General features: G+C 39.3%; 17 protein-coding genes. All 17 read left to right on the plus strand.

Annotation, left to right across the window (positions count from 1 at the left end):
- Window positions 1-2: 2 nt before the first annotated feature.
- The 17 genes from smc (at window position 3) to dprA (ending at window position 18041) form a co-directional block, all read left to right on the plus strand.
- A complete protein-coding gene (smc, locus tag B1B04_RS06050; RefSeq protein ID WP_079560435.1) occupies window positions 3-3584 on the plus strand; it encodes a chromosome segregation protein SMC in 3582 nt (1193 codons plus the stop codon).
- Window positions 3581-4834: a signal recognition particle-docking protein FtsY gene (gene ftsY / locus B1B04_RS06055; protein WP_079560436.1), complete on the plus strand. Its 1254-nt coding sequence runs from the start codon at window positions 3581-3583 to the stop codon at window positions 4832-4834. Before smc ends, ftsY begins: the two co-directional genes overlap by 4 nt.
- A gap of 189 nt (window positions 4835-5023) precedes the next feature.
- Window positions 5024-5359, plus strand: a complete 336-nt coding sequence (locus B1B04_RS06060; RefSeq protein WP_079560437.1) for a putative DNA-binding protein — start codon at window positions 5024-5026, stop codon at window positions 5357-5359.
- 12 nt (window positions 5360-5371) lie between these two features.
- The gene (ffh, locus tag B1B04_RS06065; protein WP_079560438.1) at window positions 5372-6730 is read left to right on the plus strand and encodes a signal recognition particle protein; all 1359 of its coding nucleotides are present in this window, start codon (window positions 5372-5374) and stop codon (window positions 6728-6730) included.
- A gap of 94 nt (window positions 6731-6824) precedes the next feature.
- Window positions 6825-7097: a 30S ribosomal protein S16 gene (rpsP, locus tag B1B04_RS06070; RefSeq protein WP_053483320.1), complete on the plus strand. Its 273-nt coding sequence runs from the start codon at window positions 6825-6827 to the stop codon at window positions 7095-7097.
- A gap of 15 nt (window positions 7098-7112) precedes the next feature.
- Window positions 7113-7346, plus strand: coding sequence for a KH domain-containing protein (locus B1B04_RS06075; RefSeq protein WP_004269410.1), 234 nt, complete (start codon window positions 7113-7115; stop codon window positions 7344-7346).
- A gap of 389 nt (window positions 7347-7735) precedes the next feature.
- The gene (rimM, locus tag B1B04_RS06080) at window positions 7736-8251 is read left to right on the plus strand and encodes a ribosome maturation factor RimM (RefSeq protein WP_079560439.1); all 516 of its coding nucleotides are present in this window, start codon (window positions 7736-7738) and stop codon (window positions 8249-8251) included.
- Window positions 8251-8988: a tRNA (guanosine(37)-N1)-methyltransferase TrmD gene (gene trmD, locus B1B04_RS06085; RefSeq protein WP_079560863.1), complete on the plus strand. Its 738-nt coding sequence runs from the start codon at window positions 8251-8253 to the stop codon at window positions 8986-8988. The genes rimM and trmD overlap by 1 nt, the downstream gene beginning before the upstream one ends.
- 116 nt (window positions 8989-9104) lie before the next feature.
- Complete coding sequence (gene rplS / locus B1B04_RS06090; RefSeq protein ID WP_079560440.1) at window positions 9105-9449, plus strand: 50S ribosomal protein L19; 345 nt, start codon at window positions 9105-9107, stop codon at window positions 9447-9449.
- 106 nt (window positions 9450-9555) lie between these two features.
- Window positions 9556-10125 (plus strand): signal peptidase I, encoded by a 570-nt coding sequence (gene lepB, locus B1B04_RS06095; protein ID WP_079560441.1) that lies wholly within the window; start codon window positions 9556-9558, stop codon window positions 10123-10125.
- 56 nt (window positions 10126-10181) lie between these two features.
- Window positions 10182-11057: a ribosome biogenesis GTPase YlqF gene (ylqF, locus tag B1B04_RS06100; RefSeq protein ID WP_079560442.1), complete on the plus strand. Its 876-nt coding sequence runs from the start codon at window positions 10182-10184 to the stop codon at window positions 11055-11057.
- 248 nt (window positions 11058-11305) lie between these two features.
- Window positions 11306-12064 carry a ribonuclease HII gene (locus B1B04_RS06105; RefSeq protein ID WP_079560443.1) on the plus strand — a complete coding sequence of 253 codons (759 nt, stop codon included), beginning with the start codon at window positions 11306-11308 and terminating at the stop codon, window positions 12062-12064.
- Window positions 12065-12515: 451 nt separating this feature from the next.
- Entirely contained in the window at window positions 12516-14408 is a 1893-nt protein-coding gene (locus B1B04_RS06110; RefSeq protein WP_079560444.1) for a hypothetical protein, read from the plus strand.
- A complete protein-coding gene (locus tag B1B04_RS06115; RefSeq protein ID WP_079560445.1) occupies window positions 14405-14707 on the plus strand; it encodes an EscU/YscU/HrcU family type III secretion system export apparatus switch protein in 303 nt (100 codons plus the stop codon). The genes B1B04_RS06110 and B1B04_RS06115 overlap by 4 nt, the downstream gene beginning before the upstream one ends.
- A 160-nt stretch (window positions 14708-14867) precedes the next feature.
- Window positions 14868-16028, plus strand: coding sequence for an ADP-forming succinate--CoA ligase subunit beta (gene sucC / locus B1B04_RS06120; RefSeq protein WP_079560446.1), 1161 nt, complete (start codon window positions 14868-14870; stop codon window positions 16026-16028).
- A 17-nt stretch (window positions 16029-16045) separates the two neighbouring features.
- Entirely contained in the window at window positions 16046-16948 is a 903-nt protein-coding gene (sucD, locus tag B1B04_RS06125; protein ID WP_079560447.1) for a succinate--CoA ligase subunit alpha, read from the plus strand.
- A 394-nt stretch (window positions 16949-17342) separates the two neighbouring features.
- The gene (gene dprA / locus B1B04_RS06130; protein WP_240518223.1) at window positions 17343-18041 is read left to right on the plus strand and encodes a DNA-processing protein DprA; all 699 of its coding nucleotides are present in this window, start codon (window positions 17343-17345) and stop codon (window positions 18039-18041) included.
- Window positions 18042-18131: the final 90 nt, after the last annotated feature.

The raw sequence follows: 18131 nt of genomic DNA on the forward strand, positions 1-18131 counted from the left end.
AGATGTTCCTAAAACGACTCGAAGTGATTGGCTTTAAATCTTTTGCGGAGCGCATTGGAATTGATTTTGTACCCGGTGTTACAGCAGTGGTTGGACCAAATGGCAGTGGAAAAAGTAATGTCATCGATGCCATTCGTTGGGTACTTGGGGAGCAATCGGCAAAGTCGTTACGTGGGGCAAAGATGGAGGATGTTATTTTTGCTGGGAGTGACTCACGTAAGCCACTGAACTTTGCAGAGGTAACGCTTATTTTAGATAACACAGATGAACAGCTTGCTTTTTCATATACAGAAGTCAGCGTAACAAGACGCGTATACCGTTCAGGTGATAGTGAATATTTACTTAATAACCAGCAGTGTCGCCTGAAGGATATTACGGACTTGTTTATGGACTCGGGACTTGGGAAAGAGGCCTTCTCCATTATTTCGCAGGGCCGTGTCGATGAAATTTTAAATAGCCGACCTGATGACCGTCGTTCAATTTTTGAAGAGGCAGCTGGCGTGTTAAAGTATAAACTAAGAAAGAAGAAGGCAGAGCATAAGCTTGTTGAAACAGATGAAAATTTGTATCGTGTTTTAGATATTTTACATGAGCTAGATAGTCGTCTAGAGCCGTTAGAAATTCAGGCTTCAAGTGCAAGAGATTATGTGCAAATGTCAACAGAGTTAAAGGATTTTGATATCGCCATCCTTGTGCACGATTTAAAAAATTGTGCACAATCTTTGCATGCTCTAAAAACTGAGTACACAGAACTTTATGAAACAGAGCAAAAACAAGCTCATCATATTTCTTCGATAGAAAAGCAAACTGCCAGTATACGTAAGCTTTTAAAAGAGCTAGATGATTATTTAGATACTACTCAGGCTGAGTTTGTTAATGCAACGATGGAGGTAGAGCGTTGGGATGGTCGTAAAGCGTTAATGGCTGAAAAGCGACAAAATGCTTCTAATCAACTACTTCAATTAAATACGGCATTACAAGAAGCAAAAGATGAGGTTGAGTCTCTTATAGCTCAAGAACAAGAGAAAAAAGAGTTGTTTGGTGAAAAGCAGCAAGAGGTATCGGAGCTGAAACAAGGCATTAAGCAATTAGAACAATCTTTAAATCGCTCTGTTTCTGAAATTGAACAAGAAATTGAAGAACAAAAAAACCGATATATCGACTCCTTAAACGAAGAAGCAACGGTAAAAAATGAATTAAAAAATATTGAACAACAAATAGTGCAGCAAAAAGCGATGGCGGCACGAATGTCAGGCCAAACGGATGAAATCGGGCAAGAACTTTCGCAAGTTTTAGCGGAAAAAGAGAAGCTAGTTGTTGCGCATACTACAACAACAAGCGAATTACAGGAAAAGCTTGAGCAATATGAAGCATTGCAAATACAGCTTAAGAACGTGAATGCATCGTTTAATGAAAAGCAGGAAATGCTTTATAAAGCTTATCAGCATCAGCAACAACTTAAGGCTAGAAAAGATACGTTAGCTGAACTGGAAGCTGATTTCTCTGGGTTCTTCCATGGAGTAAAAGAAGTATTATTAGCGCGTGATAAAGGTGAATTAGCTGGGATTGAGGGAGCTGTTGCTGAGTTAATTCAAGTGGATGGGAAATATTCACAGGCTATTGAAACGGCATTGGGGGCAGCCTCTCAGCATATTGTGACAACCGATGAACGATATGCTCAACAGGCGATTCGTTGGTTAAAACAAAAGAGAGCTGGACGCGCAACATTTTTACCGAAGACAGTTATCAAGTCACGAAAAATTAATCTATCTATGATTCAGCTAGCTACTGAGCACCCAGCATTTGTTCAAATGGCTGATGCACTTGTCACGTTCGGTGAAGAGAACCGTACAATTGTCGAGAACCTCCTTGGTAATGTCATCGTTGCATCAAGTTTAGAAGGTGCAAGTCAAATTGCTCGATTATGCGGATTTAGATATCGTGTTGTAACACTTGATGGTGATATCGTCAATGCGGGCGGTTCATTAACAGGTGGTGCAACGAAGCAACAATCTTCACTTTTTACAAGGAAAGCAGAATTAGATGGTTTAATAGTAAAGCTAGAATCGTTGGAAGCAACTATTTATAGTGCTGAACAGTCTGTCTCGGATGAAAAAGAGAAGCTTGCAGTATTGCGAGACAAAGTAGAGCAATTGAAACTTGACGGTGAACAACTTCGAAAAGATGAAATGCAGCAAGCGAGTCGTATTCGTGAGTTAGAGGTTGTCGAGAAAAGCTTATCGGCACGAGTATCTTTTGCTTCTAATGAAACGCAAGATGTAAAAACTCGCGAAGAAGCATTATTAGCTCAAAAGGAAGTGGCCACGGAGCGTTTAACTTCATTAGCGACAGAGCTGTTAGAAATAAATGAAACAGTGGAACAGCTAAGTAAAGTGAAGCTACAAAGTGAATCGGAAAAAGATGAACTTCGTGAGCAGTCAGCAGAAAAACGCTCGCAGTTAGCGGTAATGCAGGAGCAAATGTCACAAGTGCAAATTGCTACAGCAGAGTTAGCCCTACAATTAAACAAAGCTCGTCAAAAAGTCGACAATATTTCTCAGGAAATAATCTGGCTTCAATCTGATGAATCGACAAATCTTTTAAGCGATGAAGAAGTAGATGAGCAGGTTGCTACGTGGAAAGTGAGAAGAGATTCTCTGCAGGATACTATTTCACAGAAAAAAGATGAAAAAGTAGCACAACAACAAGAGCTTACTACTTTAGAAGAACAGTTGAAAGAATTGCAACGTACGCATAAAGGTTATCTTGAGGCAATCCGTGCAAATGAATTGAAGCGAAGTCGCGTAGAATTCGAAATCAATAATTTCAATGAACAGCTAGATGAAAATTATCAGCTAACATTTGAAGAAGCTGAAGAATTAGCTCTAGCCATTGAAGATGAAGAGCATATGCGACGTCGAGTGAAATTATTGAAGAAATCTATAGAAGAGCTAGGTCCGGTTAACTTGAGCGCCATTGAGGAGTACGATCGGGTACTTGAACGCCATTCATTTTTAACTGAGCAGCGTGAGGATTTACTTGCTGCACAGGAAACTTTGCATGAGGCCATTAAAGAAATGGATGAAGAAATGACGCTACGATTTAGTGAAACATTCTATGCCATTCGAGAGCAATTTAAACGTGTATTCCGTGAATTGTTTGGTGGAGGTCAGGCAGATTTAGTATTATTGGACCCTCAAAACCTGCTAGAAACAGGTATAGAAATTGTAGCTCAACCACCAGGGAAAAAACTACAAAACCTAAGCTTGCTTTCAGGTGGCGAACGTGCACTAACTGCAATCGCTTTATTATTCTCCATTCTAAATATACGACCTGTACCTTTCTGTATTCTCGATGAGGTAGAGGCGGCTTTAGATGAGGCAAATGTCGTTCGATATAGCCAATATTTGAAGAAATTTAGCCGTAATACGCAATTTATTGTAATCACACATCGTAAAGGAACGATGGAGGGAGCAGATGTGCTGTATGGTATTACAATGCAGGAATCTGGTGTATCTAAACTTGTTTCAGTAAAATTAGAAGATGAACCCGTACTTGCGGAGCAAAGGAGCGAACAAGCATGAGTTTTTTTAAACGTTTAAAAGATAAATTGGTAGGCAACCCAGTCGAAGAAGAAAAAGTAAAAGAGATTACTGAAGAAGAAGTTGTTGAACAGAAGCAAGACGAAGCAACTGAGCCTGCTCAAATTGAAGCAACAATAGAGGAAGTTGAAAAAGTCGAGGAAGTTTCTGTAACAGAAAGCTCAATTGAAACAGAAATTCCTGAAGAAATTGACCAAGAACAACTTGAGCAACAAGAAGTACAAGAGGTCGCGCTAGTGGAAGAACCAGTAGAGGAGAAAAAGCCTTCTGCATGGTCTATTACACAAAAGTTCAAGGCTGGACTGGAAAAAACGCGTAATTCATTTACTTCAAAAGTGAATGATCTAGTTGCTCGTTATCGAAAAGTAGACGAAGATTTCTTTGAAGAATTAGAAGACTTATTATTACAGGCGGACGTTGGCTTTGAAACAGTAATGGAGCTAATGGATAAATTACGCTTCGAGGTTCAGCGTAAAAATATTAAAGATACAAACGGAATTCAAACGATTATTTCTGAAAAGCTTGTGGAAATTTATGAGCAAGGAGAAGAAGATTTAATCGAACTTAATATGCAACCTGAAGGGGAGCTTACTGTCATTTTATTCGTTGGGGTAAATGGTGTTGGGAAAACGACTACTATCGGTAAACTTGCCCATCGTCTAAAATCACAAGGTAAAACAGTTGTTTTAGCGGCAGGTGATACATTCCGTGCTGGTGCCATCGACCAATTACAAGTTTGGGGAGACCGTGTTGGCTGTGAAGTGATTAAACAATCGGAAGGCTCAGATCCAGCAGCGGTTATGTACGATGCTATTCGTGCAGCGAAAAACCGTAAAGCAGATGTGTTGATTTGTGATACAGCAGGGCGCCTGCAAAATAAAGTGAACTTAATGAATGAGCTTGAGAAAGTTCATCGAGTAATCTCTCGAGAGATACCGAATGCTCCGCATGAAGTACTATTAGCATTAGATGCAACGACAGGTCAAAATGCACTTGTTCAAGCACAAACATTTAAGGAAGCTACAAATGTAACAGGAATCGTTTTAACAAAGCTTGACGGCACTGCTAAAGGTGGTATTGTCCTTGCTATTCGAAATAAATTACACATTCCTGTGAAGTTTGTAGGTCTTGGTGAAAAGATGGATGATTTACAACCATTCGATGCAGAACGCTATGTGTATGGTTTATTTGCGGATGGTTTAGATAAAGAATTACAAAATAATGAGGATTAACAAATAATTGTTAATTGAAGCGCTCGTCTGTGCAGGGGAATCGCGTTGTTTAAAAGGGAAATACTGGCTATAGGTGAAAAACGCCTAAAAAGCGGTTAATTAAGGCTTTTAGACAAGGAGATTACCTTGACACAGACGGGCGCTTTTCGATATGATACAAATGACTAATAACGGGAGGAGAAACATTCGATGCTACTTGAAAAAACAACACGCATGAACTTTCTCTTCGACTTTTATCAAGCATTATTAACAGATAAGCAACGAAGTTATATGGAGCTATATTATTTAGATGATCACTCGCTTGGAGAAATCGCTGAATCGTATGGAGTTTCCCGCCAAGCTGTTTATGATAATATTCGTCGAACAGAAGCGATGCTTGAAGAATATGAAGAAAAACTATGTTTATTGGAAAAATTTCAACAACGTACACAAATGCTTGCGCAGCTTACAACAGGGATTACAGAACAAAGTATGACAGGTGAAGAGCAGTTGGCGCTTATAGAACAGTTGAAAGAATGGGATTAGGAGGCGAAAGCAATGGCTTTTGAAGGATTAGCGGAACGACTCCAAGGAACGATCCAAAAGATTAAAGGTAAAGGTAAAGTATCGGAACAAGACGTTAAAGAAATGATGCGAGAAGTCCGATTTGCTTTAATCGAGGCGGATGTTAACTTAAAAGTTGTCAAAGAATTCGTTAAAAAGGTCAGTGAACGTGCTGTCGGCGTGGATGTTATGCAAAGCTTAACGCCAGGTCAGCAAGTTATTAAAATCGTACAAGAGGAATTAACAGAATTAATGGGTGGCGAGCAAAGCCCAATCAAATTTAATACAAAGCCACCGACAGTTATTATGATGGTCGGCTTACAAGGTGCGGGGAAAACGACTACTACTGGTAAATTGGCAAATGTGTTACGTAAAAAATATAATCGTAAGCCATTGCTAGTTGCTGCTGACGTTTATCGTCCAGCGGCTGTTCAACAGCTACAAACATTAGGAAAGCAGTTATCCCTACCTGTTTTTGCGTTAGGAACTGATGTATCTCCAGTAGAAATCGCACGACAGGCAATTGAGTTGGCCAAAGAAGAACATCATGATGTTGTGATAATCGATACAGCAGGGCGCTTGCATATTGATGAAGAATTAATGCAAGAGTTAAAAGATATTCGTGCGTTAAAAGAGCCGGATGAAGTGTTCCTAGTTGTAGATGCTATGACAGGTCAGGATGCTGTAAACGTGGCAGAAAGTTTTAATGAAGCAATCGGTATTACAGGGGTTGTTTTAACAAAGCTTGATGGTGATACACGTGGTGGTGCGGCGTTATCAATTCGTTCCGTTTCGCAGAAGCCGATTAAGTTTGTCGGTATGGGTGAGAAGATGGATGCGCTAGAACCTTTCCATCCAGAGCGTATGGCGTCTCGTATATTAGGTATGGGTGACGTTTTATCGCTTATAGAAAAGGCTCAGGCAAATGTTGATGAAGCTAAGGCTAAAGAACTAGAGGAAAAATTTAAAACTCAGAGCTTTACATTCGATGATTTTGTTGAGCAATTGCAGCAAGTAAAGAAAATGGGTCCACTTGAGGATATTTTAAAAATGTTACCAGGTGCCGGCAAAATCAAAGGTTTAGACAATGTTAAAGTTGATGATAAGCAAATGGGCCGCGTAGAAGCGATTATTTATTCGATGACACCTGCTGAAAAGACGAATCCGGAAATCATTAACGGTAGCCGTAAAAAGCGCATAGCGAAGGGTTCTGGGACATCAATTCAAGAAGTAAATCGTTTAATAAAGCAATTTGATGAAATGAAAAAAATGATGAAGCAAATGACAGGCATGGCAAGTGGCAAAGGAAAGAAAAAGATGAAACTACCAGGCTTTGATTCATTGTTTAAATAATAATTTTTAGGTGTTAAGAAAAAACACTTTACAAACAACCTAAACATTGATAATATACTATCTTGTGTGAAACTTATTCGGAGGTGCTATTAAAATGGCAGTTAAAATTCGCTTAAAACGTATGGGAGCTAAAAAATCTCCTTTCTATCGTATCGTAGTTGCAGACGCTCGTTCACCACGTGACGGTCGTTCAATCGAAACAGTTGGTACTTACAACCCACTAACTCAACCAGCTACTGTAAACATCGATGAAGAGAAAGCTCTTAAATGGTTAACTGACGGTGCAAAACCATCAGATACAGTGCGTAACTTGTTCTCAGAACAAGGAATCATGGAAAAATTCCATAACCAAAAATTCAGTAAATAATCGGGGGCGACGTCTTTGAAGCAGCTGATTGAAGCAATCGTTTTACCGTTAGTCGATTATCCAGAAGAAGTTCGTATTGAGACGGATGAAAATGCAAATCGAATTGTTTATAAACTTTTTGTTCATCCAGAGGATCGAGGGAAAGTCATAGGCAAGCAAGGGCGAGTAGCGAAAGCAATTCGTACAATTGTTTATTCAGCGGCGGGTAGTCACCATCAAAAAAAGACCTACGTCGATATATTGGATTGATAGAAAAGATTTTCACGCTCTTTTACATGCAACAAGCACTGGAGAGTCCTGATAGGTATGTTTACATGCACTTAGGAATTCGAAGTGGCTTTGAGGTAAAGCGGAAAATCTGGACTACAAAGGAAGGAGCTTGCCGGTTCCTTCCTTTTTTCATTATCATCATTACTTTGAGAAGTAATTGAACATAATGACATTAAGGGACTTCTTAGCTATAACATCGTCCGCCAAAAGTTAATCTGCTACTTTAGGTGAAAGTGAGAGAAGGTTACTTTTGTTCTGGCTAGCTAGTAGCTTGACGGGGATAGGCATGTTTAGCAATTGTGTACTGTGCGAAAGAGAAGTGACAGCACAATTATGTCAAGGCGAAATTCATACGAGGTGAGATTTGAATGGAATGGTTTAATGTAGGTCGTATTGTCAATACACACGGTATTCGCGGTGAGGTGCGTGTGTTATCAACAACAGACTTTGAAGATGAGCGCTTCGCAGTAGGAAATAAGCTTGCGGCGTTTAAAAAAGACGATAAAAAGCCAACATGGGTAACGATTGAATCAATGCGTCGTCATAAAAACTTCATTTTATTAACTTTTGAAGGCATGAACAACATTAACATTGTTGAAACTTTTAAAGAAGGAATGCTTAAAATTACGAAGGATCAAATGACAGATGATTTATTAAAGGAAAATGAATATTTCTTCCATGAAATAATTGGCTGTACAATTGTATCTGAAGAAGGCGAAACGATCGGAGTAGTAGCCGATATTCTTCAAACAGGAGCAAATGATGTATGGGTAGTCAAGGGTAATAAAAAAGAGCATTACATCCCATATATCGAAGACATCGTCAAGGAAATTGATGTGGATGAGAAGAAAATTGTGATCCATGTAATGGAAGGCTTGTTATGATGAATATCAATGTGTTAAGTCTATTTCCTGATATGTTTACAGGCGTTTTTGGTGCATCCATGTTAAAGAAAGCACAGGAAAAAGGTGCTGTAAAGCTAGAAGTAACTGATATCCGTGGGTTTTCGGGTAACAAGCATAATCAAGTAGATGATTATCCGTATGGCGGTGGTGCGGGCATGGTATTAAAACCAGAGCCGATGTTTAGCGCTGTCGAGTCTATTACAGAAGGAAGAAATCCTCGTATCATTTTGATGTGTCCACAAGGTGAGCGTTTTACTCAAAAAAAGGCAGAAGAGCTAGCGCAAGAACAAGAACTAGTATTTTTATGTGGTCATTATGAAGGTTATGATGAACGCATTCGCCAACATCTTGTTACAGACGAGATTTCAATTGGAGATTTCGTATTAACTGGTGGCGAACTAGGGGCTATGACGGTTATAGATAGCGTTGTACGACTTCTACCGGGGGTTTTAGGACAAGAGGATTCCCACATACAAGATTCGTTCTCAACAGGCCTTCTAGAGCACCCACATTATACACGACCTGCTGATTTTCGCGGAATGAAAGTCCCTGATATTTTACTATCAGGCAATCATGCGAAGATTGAGCAATGGCGTGAAGAAGAATCTTTGAAAAGAACGTTCGAACGTCGTCCGGATTTACTCGAGAATTATCCGTTAACAGATAAGCAAAAATTGTATTTAGAAAAACTTAAAAACAATAATAAAGATGCTTGATTGCTATCTATATTTATGATAACATCTAATCTGTACTTCTATGTGGAGTACTGAATTACGGTGTTCCGCTGTGGCATAGATTGCGTGCAAGAGCATCTGTCTAAGGAGAGAAAACAATGTCAAACATTATTACAGAAATTACTAAAGCTCAGCTTCGCACGGATCTACCATCTTTCCGTCCAGGTGATACTGTTAAGGTACACGTGAAAGTAGTAGAGGGTACACGTGAACGTGTCCAAGTATACGAAGGTGTAGTAATTAAACGTCGTGGTGGCGGTATTAGCGAAACTTTCACAGTTCGTAAAATTTCTTATGGTGTAGGTGTTGAACGTACATTCCCTGTACACACACCAAAAATCGCTAACTTAGAAGTTGTACGTCGTGGTAAAGTACGTCGTGCTAAACTTTACTACCTACGTAACCTACGTGGTAAAGCTGCTCGTATTAAAGAAATTCGATAATTATGACTTAAAAGTGAGGGGCTTGTACAACAAGCCCCTTTTCTTTTTGCTTGTCATCTTAAATAGCTATCAACTAAAATGAGGTTAGACAAGGGGGCAATTCTCGATGGAAAAACAGGTTAAGGAAAAGAATGAGCTATGGGAATGGACTAAGGCACTTCTAATTGCATTTGCGATTGCAGCGATTATTCGTTATTTTTTATTTACACCTATTGCAGTAGATGGAGAGTCCATGATGCCAACCCTTGAAGATGGCGATCGTATGATTGTGAATAAAATTGGTTATAAAATAGGTGAACCAAAACGCTTTGATATTGTTGTATTCCACGCTCCTGAAAAGAAGAACTATATTAAACGTGTTATTGGGCTACCAGGAGATACTTTGGAATATAAAAATGATCAATTATACATTAACGGCGAACCGATAGACGAACCTTATTTAGATGCTTACAAATCAGAAATTACAGAAGGTACTTTAACAGAGGATTTTAAGTTAAACGACATTGATGTAAACCTAAAAGGAGATGTAATTCCAGAAGGTTATGTTTTCGTTATGGGAGATAATCGTCGATACAGTAAGGATAGTCGTCATATAGGACTTGTCGATCAGAAAGAGATTATTGGTAATACAAGTCTTATTTTCTGGCCGTTTAGTGATATTAAAATTGTAAAGTAATTCTTGAAAGGGAGGGCTAAGTACTCCCTTTTTCTTTTAGTTTAGGAGGTATAGATATGACTATACAATGGTTTCCAGGGCATATGGCAAAGGCCCGCAGAGAAGTAACAGAAAAATTAAAGCTCGTTGATATTATTTTTGAATTAATAGATGCACGTTTACCTCTATCTTCCCGAAATCCGATGATAGACGAAGTGATCAATCAAAAACCACGTCTTCTTATTTTAAATAAATCAGATATGGCAGATGAGCATGAAACACGTAAGTGGGTAGAGTACTTTGCGCAACGTGGTCATAAGGCGGTAGCAATTAATTCTCTTGAAGGCAAAGGGTTACAGCAGGTGACAAAGGCTGCTCAAGAAATATTGAAAGAAAAATTTGACCGTATGAAGTCACGTGGCATGAAGCCGAGAGCTATTCGCGCAATGATTGTTGGAATTCCTAACGTAGGGAAATCGACGCTAATTAATCGTCTTGCAAAGAAAAATATAGCCAAAACAGGTAATACGCCTGGGGTAACTAAGGCTCAGCAATGGATAAAGGTTGGGAAGGAGCTTGAATTACTCGATACGCCAGGTATTTTATGGCCGAAATTTGAAGATCAAGAAGTAGGCTACAAATTAGCCTTAACAGGTGCTATAAAGGATACGATAACGAATATGGAGGATTTAGCAGTATATGGACTACGCTTTTTATCCGTTCATTATCCAGCACGAATGGAAGAGCGCTATGGCTTCCAGTTTGTACATGAAGATTTAGTTGAGACTTTCGACCATATCGGTAAACTTCGTCGTGTGTTCGGTCCTGGTGGAGAAATCGATTATGATCAAGTAGCTCAACTAATCGTTCGAGATATTCGTGGTCAACAATTAGGCAAACTAACATTTGACTTTGTTCACGAACAACTTGAAAAAGAAACAGAGCAGCAATAAAGAAAACTGTCATACTCACGTCATAAATCGTGAGCGTGACAGTTTTTCTTTTAGGAATACTTCTTCTTGCCGATAAATGATATAGAGCGTGAAAAAGAAGTTATAATTATTTTGGGATTAGCGTCCTTCTGAAATGAATGTGCATTCAAGTACATATTGTGGAACACGCCAAAATGTTTAGACGAGCCCTTAGCCCGAAAGAAATAAGATTAACGTTTAACTGTAAGAACCAAAAAGGGAGTAAATAGATGAAAACGATTAAAGAAATTACAGCAGCTTTGAAGGAAGCGGAGGAATGGCAAGACTGGATGTCCGGTGTAGAGACAGACGAGCGTGCCGGTGTGCAAAAGGCTTGGCTAAGCTGGAAAAAGCGTCAAGATAAAAAACAACAGCTACTACAGGAACATCAAGCAAAGGTCGATTTCGATCAAAGCTACGGAGGAGAAGATGCCTTCATTGCAGGGGTAGATGAAGCAGGACGTGGACCGTTGGCAGGACCAGTAGTAACAGCTGCTGTTATTTTACCTGCAAACTGTGAAGCGCTAGTCGGATTAAATGATTCAAAGCAATTATCAAAAGATAAACGCAGTGCCTATGCTGCTTTAATAAAGGAGCATGCATTAAGTTATTTTATCCATTTCCAATCAGCGCAACAAATTGATGAATTAAATATTTACGAAGCGACGAAGCAATCGATGAAGACAAGCGTAGAATCGTTATCTATGAAACCTAATTATGTGCTAGTAGATGCTATGACGCTACCAATTTCTATTCCGCAGGATTCAATCATTAAAGGAGATGCGAAAAGCTTAGCTATTGCAGCAGCGTCGATATTGGCAAAAACGGCTCGAGATGATTATATGGATCAACTGGATGAGGATTTCCCTATGTATGGTTTTGCTCAGCATGCGGGGTATGGGACAAAGCAGCATTTAATAGCACTGGAAGAATACGGTCCGACTATTCATCATCGCAAATCATTTGAGCCAATTAAGTCAATGCTTTAACTTCTTTCAGCAGATGTCCAAACATTCGCTAAAGTAGAGGAACTCAGTCTAAGAACGCCACGTCCTGTGGCATTACCGAAATGACCGACATCGTGTCGGCCCTCGTGTTGTTGCTGTCGTGCGCTGTCGCACAGACAAAAACATGTTGCTGACGCTGCGCTTTCGCACAAAAAACATCTGCAGGCCTAAGCACAAAGCCAATTCCGAACGCAATTATGCCGAGGCATAATTGATAGTATTTTAAAAACATAATAGCATTCAGAAAAAGGCACATCACCAAAAATGATATTTGCTAAAACGATCATGTGCATAAGTTGATTGGAGCTCCGACTGGACGCCCCAGGCAAAGCGTCCAGTCGGAGCAGAAATCAACCCCACGCTATAAAATGATAAGCTAAATAAAAATAGAAGCCAATTACGCCAAGGAGTAATTGATGAAAGGAGTATGTATATGACAGCCACATCTTTTAATCCGATTCAAATGCAACAAGCTGCTATAACCTCTGCTAATCAGCCACTTACTTTAAAACAAGGACAAATATTTCAAGGAACAATCAAACAATTATATCCAGATCAAATGGCAGAAATACAGGTTGGTCAACAAAAGTTTATTGCAAAACTCGAAGTGCCGCTAAAAGCAGGTGATGCGCATTTCTTTCAAGTAACTGGTACAAGCCCACAAACCGAACTAAAAGTTGTTACGGGTCCTATGGCGCAAACGGCTTCCCAAAGTCAACAGATTAATCAGTTACTTGAATCAATGAATTTACCTAAAACAGCTGAATCACAGCAGCTTCTAGCTCATTTTATGAAGGCGCAGCTACCGATTTCAAAAGAGCAGCTAATGCAGGCAGAAATGTGGTTAAAGGCATTGCCGGAGGGCGTAGCAAAAATGGATGCCCTGCAAGCCATTCAAAAAATGGTAGAGTTTAAAATGCCAATGACAAATGATGTTTTTCAAGCTCTTCTAAGTGGACAAAAAACTGCAGGCATGGTTTCCATAATGGAAAACTTTACACAGCTTTTAACGAAGGATATAGCTTTATCAGAAAACCTTAAGCAAAATCTAATGCAACAACTACAAGCAATTGCAAAGCCTTTTGAAGTAGAAACAGGTAGTTTAGTCCTTGCTAAGTCCATACAAATATTAACTAATAGTGCGGCTTCTATGAGTGAAAAGATTCAAGCTATGAATAGTTTAAAAGAGGCGGGGATACTACCTCAGCAGGCAACCTTGCAAAATTGGTCCAGCCTTAGCGATGTAAAGCCGATACAGTCAAATCAGCTGCAACAGGCTGGAGAAGTTATTCAAACAATTTTAACGACAAAATCTGACAACATTCATCATCTTGTTGATCAGCTTAGATCATGGACAGCGAATCAAAGCTTGTTAACTAATGAACAAAAGCAATCATTAAATGAACTTATCGATCGATTTAAACAGCTACCAGCAACTAAACAAACGCTAGAGATTTTTGCAAAACAAATGCAAGAACACCTTATAAAGGCGTTTTCAGAAAATTCTTCGGCGCGTCTATTTACACAAGACGCGAATGCTCTTTCAGTGAAAGACCATTTATTATCGCTTTTAAAGCATGAAGCAACTACTCCGCTACAAAACGAAGCATTTATGCGAAATCTCATGAGAAATAGTGTTGAATCCCCGCAAGCAATGATTCAGCAAATTGTTACACAAGCGGATGCTCATGTACAAAATTCTATGGACAGTAAAGCAATGGAACATGCGCTTAAAACGGTATTAAAAAATCTAGGAGTTAGCTATGAAGCGACTCTTAGTAATAAGTCAGCCGATTTACAGCAGATTGCACATCAATTAAAACCGCAATTACATACATTATTGCAGGAAGCGCATGTTACTCCGCAGCTGAAGGAAGCTGCAGAAATGTTAATGGCACGTATGAATGGTATGCAGCTAGCATCAGGAGAAAATGGCCATCAGCATCAGCTTATTATGCAAGTGCCATTAGAATTTTTCGGCAAGAAAATGGATGCAACATTACAGTGGAATGGACGCATGAAGGAAGACGGTAAAATTGATGCCAATTACGCACGCATATTATTTTATTTACAAATGGAATCTATGAAAGAAACGGTTATTGATATGCAAGTCCAAAACCGTGTCGTTTCTGTGACAGTATTTAATGAAAATAATGATATTATTCCGCTTGCCGAACCACTAAAAGCAGCGTTAAAAATAGGATTAGCTGAAAAAGAGTATCAACTTTCAGGCGTTTTTATTAAACAATTTGAGAAAGCCCAACCAGAAAAAAACCCTGTAGTAGAACAGCAGGAGGAACATAGTGGGGTGGATTTTCGCATATGAGTGAAGAAAAATTTGCTCGAAAAGAGGCTATCGCCCTCACGTATAAGTTAGGCCGTTTTGATAGTCCAACGGTAGTAGCAAAAGGAAAAGGGAAAGTAGCAGAAAATATATTAGCGCGTGCGAATGAGCATGATGTCCCGATATATGAGGATCCTAACCTCGTTCAATTACTCGGACAATTAGATTTAAATGAGTCAATTCCTGAAGAATTATACGAAGCCGTCGCTGAGGTTTTTGCATTTATTTATCGTTTAGATCAACAACATGCGCAAAAATATAGAAAAAATAGAGAATTCTGATTTTCGGAAATATCTGTTTTAGTACACGAAGTAGAAAAAACCGTCATATTTTTATGTAAAAAATGAATAAAAGACAAGGTATAGACTTTATCAGAATCTTTCGTTAGAATAGATTATGTTAGTAAAACAATTTTGCAAATGTTTGATGGGAGGATGTATTATGAATATCCATGAATATCAAGGGAAAGAGATTCTTAGAAAATATGGTGTAGCTGTACCAAACGGAAAAGTTGCTTTTTCCCCTGATGAAGCTGTGAAAGTAGCGAAGGAACTTGGCTCTAATGTGACTGTAGTCAAGGCGCAAATTCATGCAGGTGGACGCGGGAAAGCAGGGGGCGTGAAAATCGCTAAAAACCTTGACGAGGTGCGTACATATGCAAAAGAATTACTAGGTAAAATTTTAGTAACTCATCAAACAGGTCCTGAAGGAAAAGAAGTAAAACGCTTATATATTGAAGAGGGTTCTGATATTCAAAAAGAATACTATTTAAGTTTAGTATTAGACCGCGCAACATCCCGTGTAACAGTGATGGGATCTGAAGAGGGTGGCATGGATATTGAGGAAGTAGCGGAATCACATCCGGAAAAAATCTTCAAAGAAGTTGTGGATCCTGTTGTAGGGTTAACAGGTTTCCAGGCACGTCGCATGGCGTTCAATATGAATATTCCAGCTAACCTAATAGGGAAAGCTGTTAAATTAATGTTAGGCTTGTATCAAGCGTTTATCGACAAGGATGCTTCTATTGTAGAAATTAATCCACTTGTTATAACTGGACAAGGAGAAGTTCAAGCATTAGATGCTAAATTTAATTTCGATGCAAATGCGTTGTATCGTCATAAAGATATTGTCGAATTACGTGATTTTGATGAAGAAGATCCAAAGGAAATCGAAGCATCAAAATATGACCTTAGCTATATTTCATTAGAAGGCAACATTGGCTGTATGGTTAATGGAGCTGGTCTTGCAATGGCTACAATGGACACAATTAGTTATTACGGCGGAAGCCCTGCTAACTTCTTAGACGTAGGTGGCGGTGCAACGGCTGAAAAAGTAACAGAAGCTTTCAAAATTATCCTTTCTGATCCACATGTAAAAGGTATCTTTGTAAACATTTTTGGCGGAATTATGAAGTGTGACATTATCGCTGAGGGTGTTGTAGCAGCTGCCAAAGAACTTGGCTTAACTGTGCCGTTAGTTGTACGTTTAGAAGGTACAAATGTAGAGCTTGGAAAAGAGATTTTAAATGCATCTGGTTTAAACATCGTTGCAGCGGATTCAATGGCTGACGGTGCACAAAAAATTGTGGGACTAGTAGGCTAAGGAAGGCAGGGAGAACAATGGCTGTATTTATTGATAAAGATACGAAGGTAATTGTGCAAGGGATTACGGGAGAAACAGCGCTTTTCCATACGAAGCAAATGCTTGAGTATGGTACTAAAATTGTAGCTGGTGTAACGCCGGGTAAAGGCGGTCTTGAAATCGAAGGAGTGCCTGTATTTAACACTGTAGCGGAAGCTGTAGCTGCAACAGGTGCAACAACTTCAGTTATTTATGTACCTGCTCCATTCGCGGCAGATGCTATTTTAGAGGCTGTTGATGCTGAATTAGAATTAACGATCTGTATAACTGAGCATATTCCTGTACTTGATATGGTTAAGGTAAAACGTTATATGGGAGGTAAAAAGACTCGTCTAGTCGGTCCTAACTGTCCTGGTGTTATTACAGCGGATGAATGTAAGATTGGTATTATGCCTGGTTACATCCATACAAAAGGGCATGTAGGAGTAGTTTCACGCTCTGGTACATTAACATATGAAGCGGTACACCAGTTAACACAAGCTGGTATCGGTCAAACTACAGCTGTAGGGATCGGTGGAGACCCTGTCAATGGTACGAACTTTATCGATGTTTTGGAAGCGTTTAACAACGATCCAGAAACATATGCAGTTGTGATGATTGGCGAAATTGGAGGGACAGCTGAAGAAGAAGCAGCTGAATGGATTAAAGCGAATATGACGAAACCTGTCGTTGGCTTTATCGGTGGACAAACAGCTCCTCCAGGTAAACGTATGGGTCACGCAGGTGCTATTATCTCAGGTGGTAAAGGAACAGCAGCTGAGAAAATTAAGGCTATGAATGCTGCTGGTATTGAAGTAGCAGAAACGCCATCTGTCATTGGCGACACGCTTATTAAAGTAATCAAAGAAAAAGGGCTATACGAAAAGTGTAAAACCCATTAAAATGGAAGATGTAGCACATTGTGGCTACATCTTTTTCTTTAACTTCTTTCAGCGGGTGTCCAAACACCTGCTGAAAGAAGTTAAAGCTTCCGGCGGATGTCATGGACTCTGCTGAATATGCTTGCTTCTAACTTCCTACTTACTTTTTTGAAAATGCGGTCATTTAATTTCTTCTATTATAAAAGGAGGCTCTTAAATGATTTTTTCAGTTGATACACAAAGATTGCTAGCTTTACATTATATATACCCATTACCACTTCAAAAACTTCAGCGATTATTGTCCCCGGTGGATATACTAAGTTATTTTGAGGAAGTGCACCCCTACGAGATTGCAAAAACACTGCAAATATCATCGAGTAGAGCTTTGGAGATATCCAGGGGTTTTCGACAAATTATGACATTGTCGTTTGCAGAAGCTTATGAAAGGGCCAATATTTCCCCGATACCTTTTCATCATCCTTTTTACCCGGCGCAATTATTTGAAATATCCAGCCCACCTACTGTATTGTATGTGAAAGGTCGGTATTCGCTATTGACGAAAGAAAAACAAGTAGCCATTATAGGTTCTAGAAAGGCTACATCATATACAAAAACTGCGATGGACCTAATCGTGCCACCTCTTGTTGAACACGGATATACAGTTGTAAGCGGGCTTGCAAGAGGGGCAGATACGATCGCTCATGAGACAACTATAAAAGTTGGCGGTTCCACAATTGCAGTGCTTGGTCACGGGTTTAATTATATATACCCTAAGGAAAACCAGTCTCTCTCTGAGCATATGGCGGAGCATCAGTTACTTGTCACAGAGTATCCTCCATATATGAAACCTGAGAAATGGCATTTTCCAATGCGCAACCGAATCATAAGTGGATTGTCCAAAGCTATAGTTGTTACGGAAGCGGCATTAAGAAGTGGCACGCTTATTACAACGGACAATGCATTAGAGCAAGGAAAAGATGTATTTGTTGTACCGGGTCCAATTAATGCAGAGCAGTCAAAGGGCACAAATAAACTACTATTAGAAGGAGCTATTCCAGTGTGTAATGGTCACGAAATCGTTGAAACACTTACGCTCTTTTCTAACAAAAATTGAAAAAAAGTTGCATTATCTTAAAATCTGTTATACATTTTGCAACAGGTAACTTAAAAAATTAGCAATAGACCTCGCTAAGGGGGAGACATA

It is taken from the genome of Lysinibacillus sp. KCTC 33748 (assembly GCF_002237755.1).
Taxonomy (GTDB): domain Bacteria; phylum Bacillota; class Bacilli; order Bacillales_A; family Planococcaceae; genus Lysinibacillus.

Bases quoted from the DNA above. Each gene is read 5' to 3' on its own strand.
- smc (WP_079560435.1), top strand. From the start codon at position 3: ATGTTCCTAAAACGACTCGAAGTGATTGGCTTTAAATCTTTTGCGGAG.
- ftsY (WP_079560436.1), top strand. From the start codon at position 3,581: ATGAGTTTTTTTAAACGTTTAAAAGATAAATTGGTAGGCAACCCAGTC.
- B1B04_RS06060 (WP_079560437.1), top strand. From the start codon at position 5,024: ATGCTACTTGAAAAAACAACACGCATGAACTTTCTCTTCGACTTTTAT.
- ffh (WP_079560438.1), top strand. From the start codon at position 5,372: ATGGCTTTTGAAGGATTAGCGGAACGACTCCAAGGAACGATCCAAAAG.
- rpsP (WP_053483320.1), top strand. From the start codon at position 6,825: ATGGCAGTTAAAATTCGCTTAAAACGTATGGGAGCTAAAAAATCTCCT.
- rimM (WP_079560439.1), top strand. From the start codon at position 7,736: ATGGAATGGTTTAATGTAGGTCGTATTGTCAATACACACGGTATTCGC.
- trmD (WP_079560863.1), top strand. From the start codon at position 8,251: ATGAATATCAATGTGTTAAGTCTATTTCCTGATATGTTTACAGGCGTT.
- rplS (WP_079560440.1), top strand. From the start codon at position 9,105: ATGTCAAACATTATTACAGAAATTACTAAAGCTCAGCTTCGCACGGAT.
- lepB (WP_079560441.1), top strand. From the start codon at position 9,556: ATGGAAAAACAGGTTAAGGAAAAGAATGAGCTATGGGAATGGACTAAG.
- ylqF (WP_079560442.1), top strand. From the start codon at position 10,182: ATGACTATACAATGGTTTCCAGGGCATATGGCAAAGGCCCGCAGAGAA.
- B1B04_RS06105 (WP_079560443.1), top strand. From the start codon at position 11,306: ATGAAAACGATTAAAGAAATTACAGCAGCTTTGAAGGAAGCGGAGGAA.
- B1B04_RS06110 (WP_079560444.1), top strand. From the start codon at position 12,516: ATGACAGCCACATCTTTTAATCCGATTCAAATGCAACAAGCTGCTATA.
- B1B04_RS06115 (WP_079560445.1), top strand. From the start codon at position 14,405: ATGAGTGAAGAAAAATTTGCTCGAAAAGAGGCTATCGCCCTCACGTAT.
- sucC (WP_079560446.1), top strand. From the start codon at position 14,868: ATGAATATCCATGAATATCAAGGGAAAGAGATTCTTAGAAAATATGGT.
- sucD (WP_079560447.1), top strand. From the start codon at position 16,046: ATGGCTGTATTTATTGATAAAGATACGAAGGTAATTGTGCAAGGGATT.
- dprA (WP_240518223.1), top strand. From the start codon at position 17,343: ATGACATTGTCGTTTGCAGAAGCTTATGAAAGGGCCAATATTTCCCCG.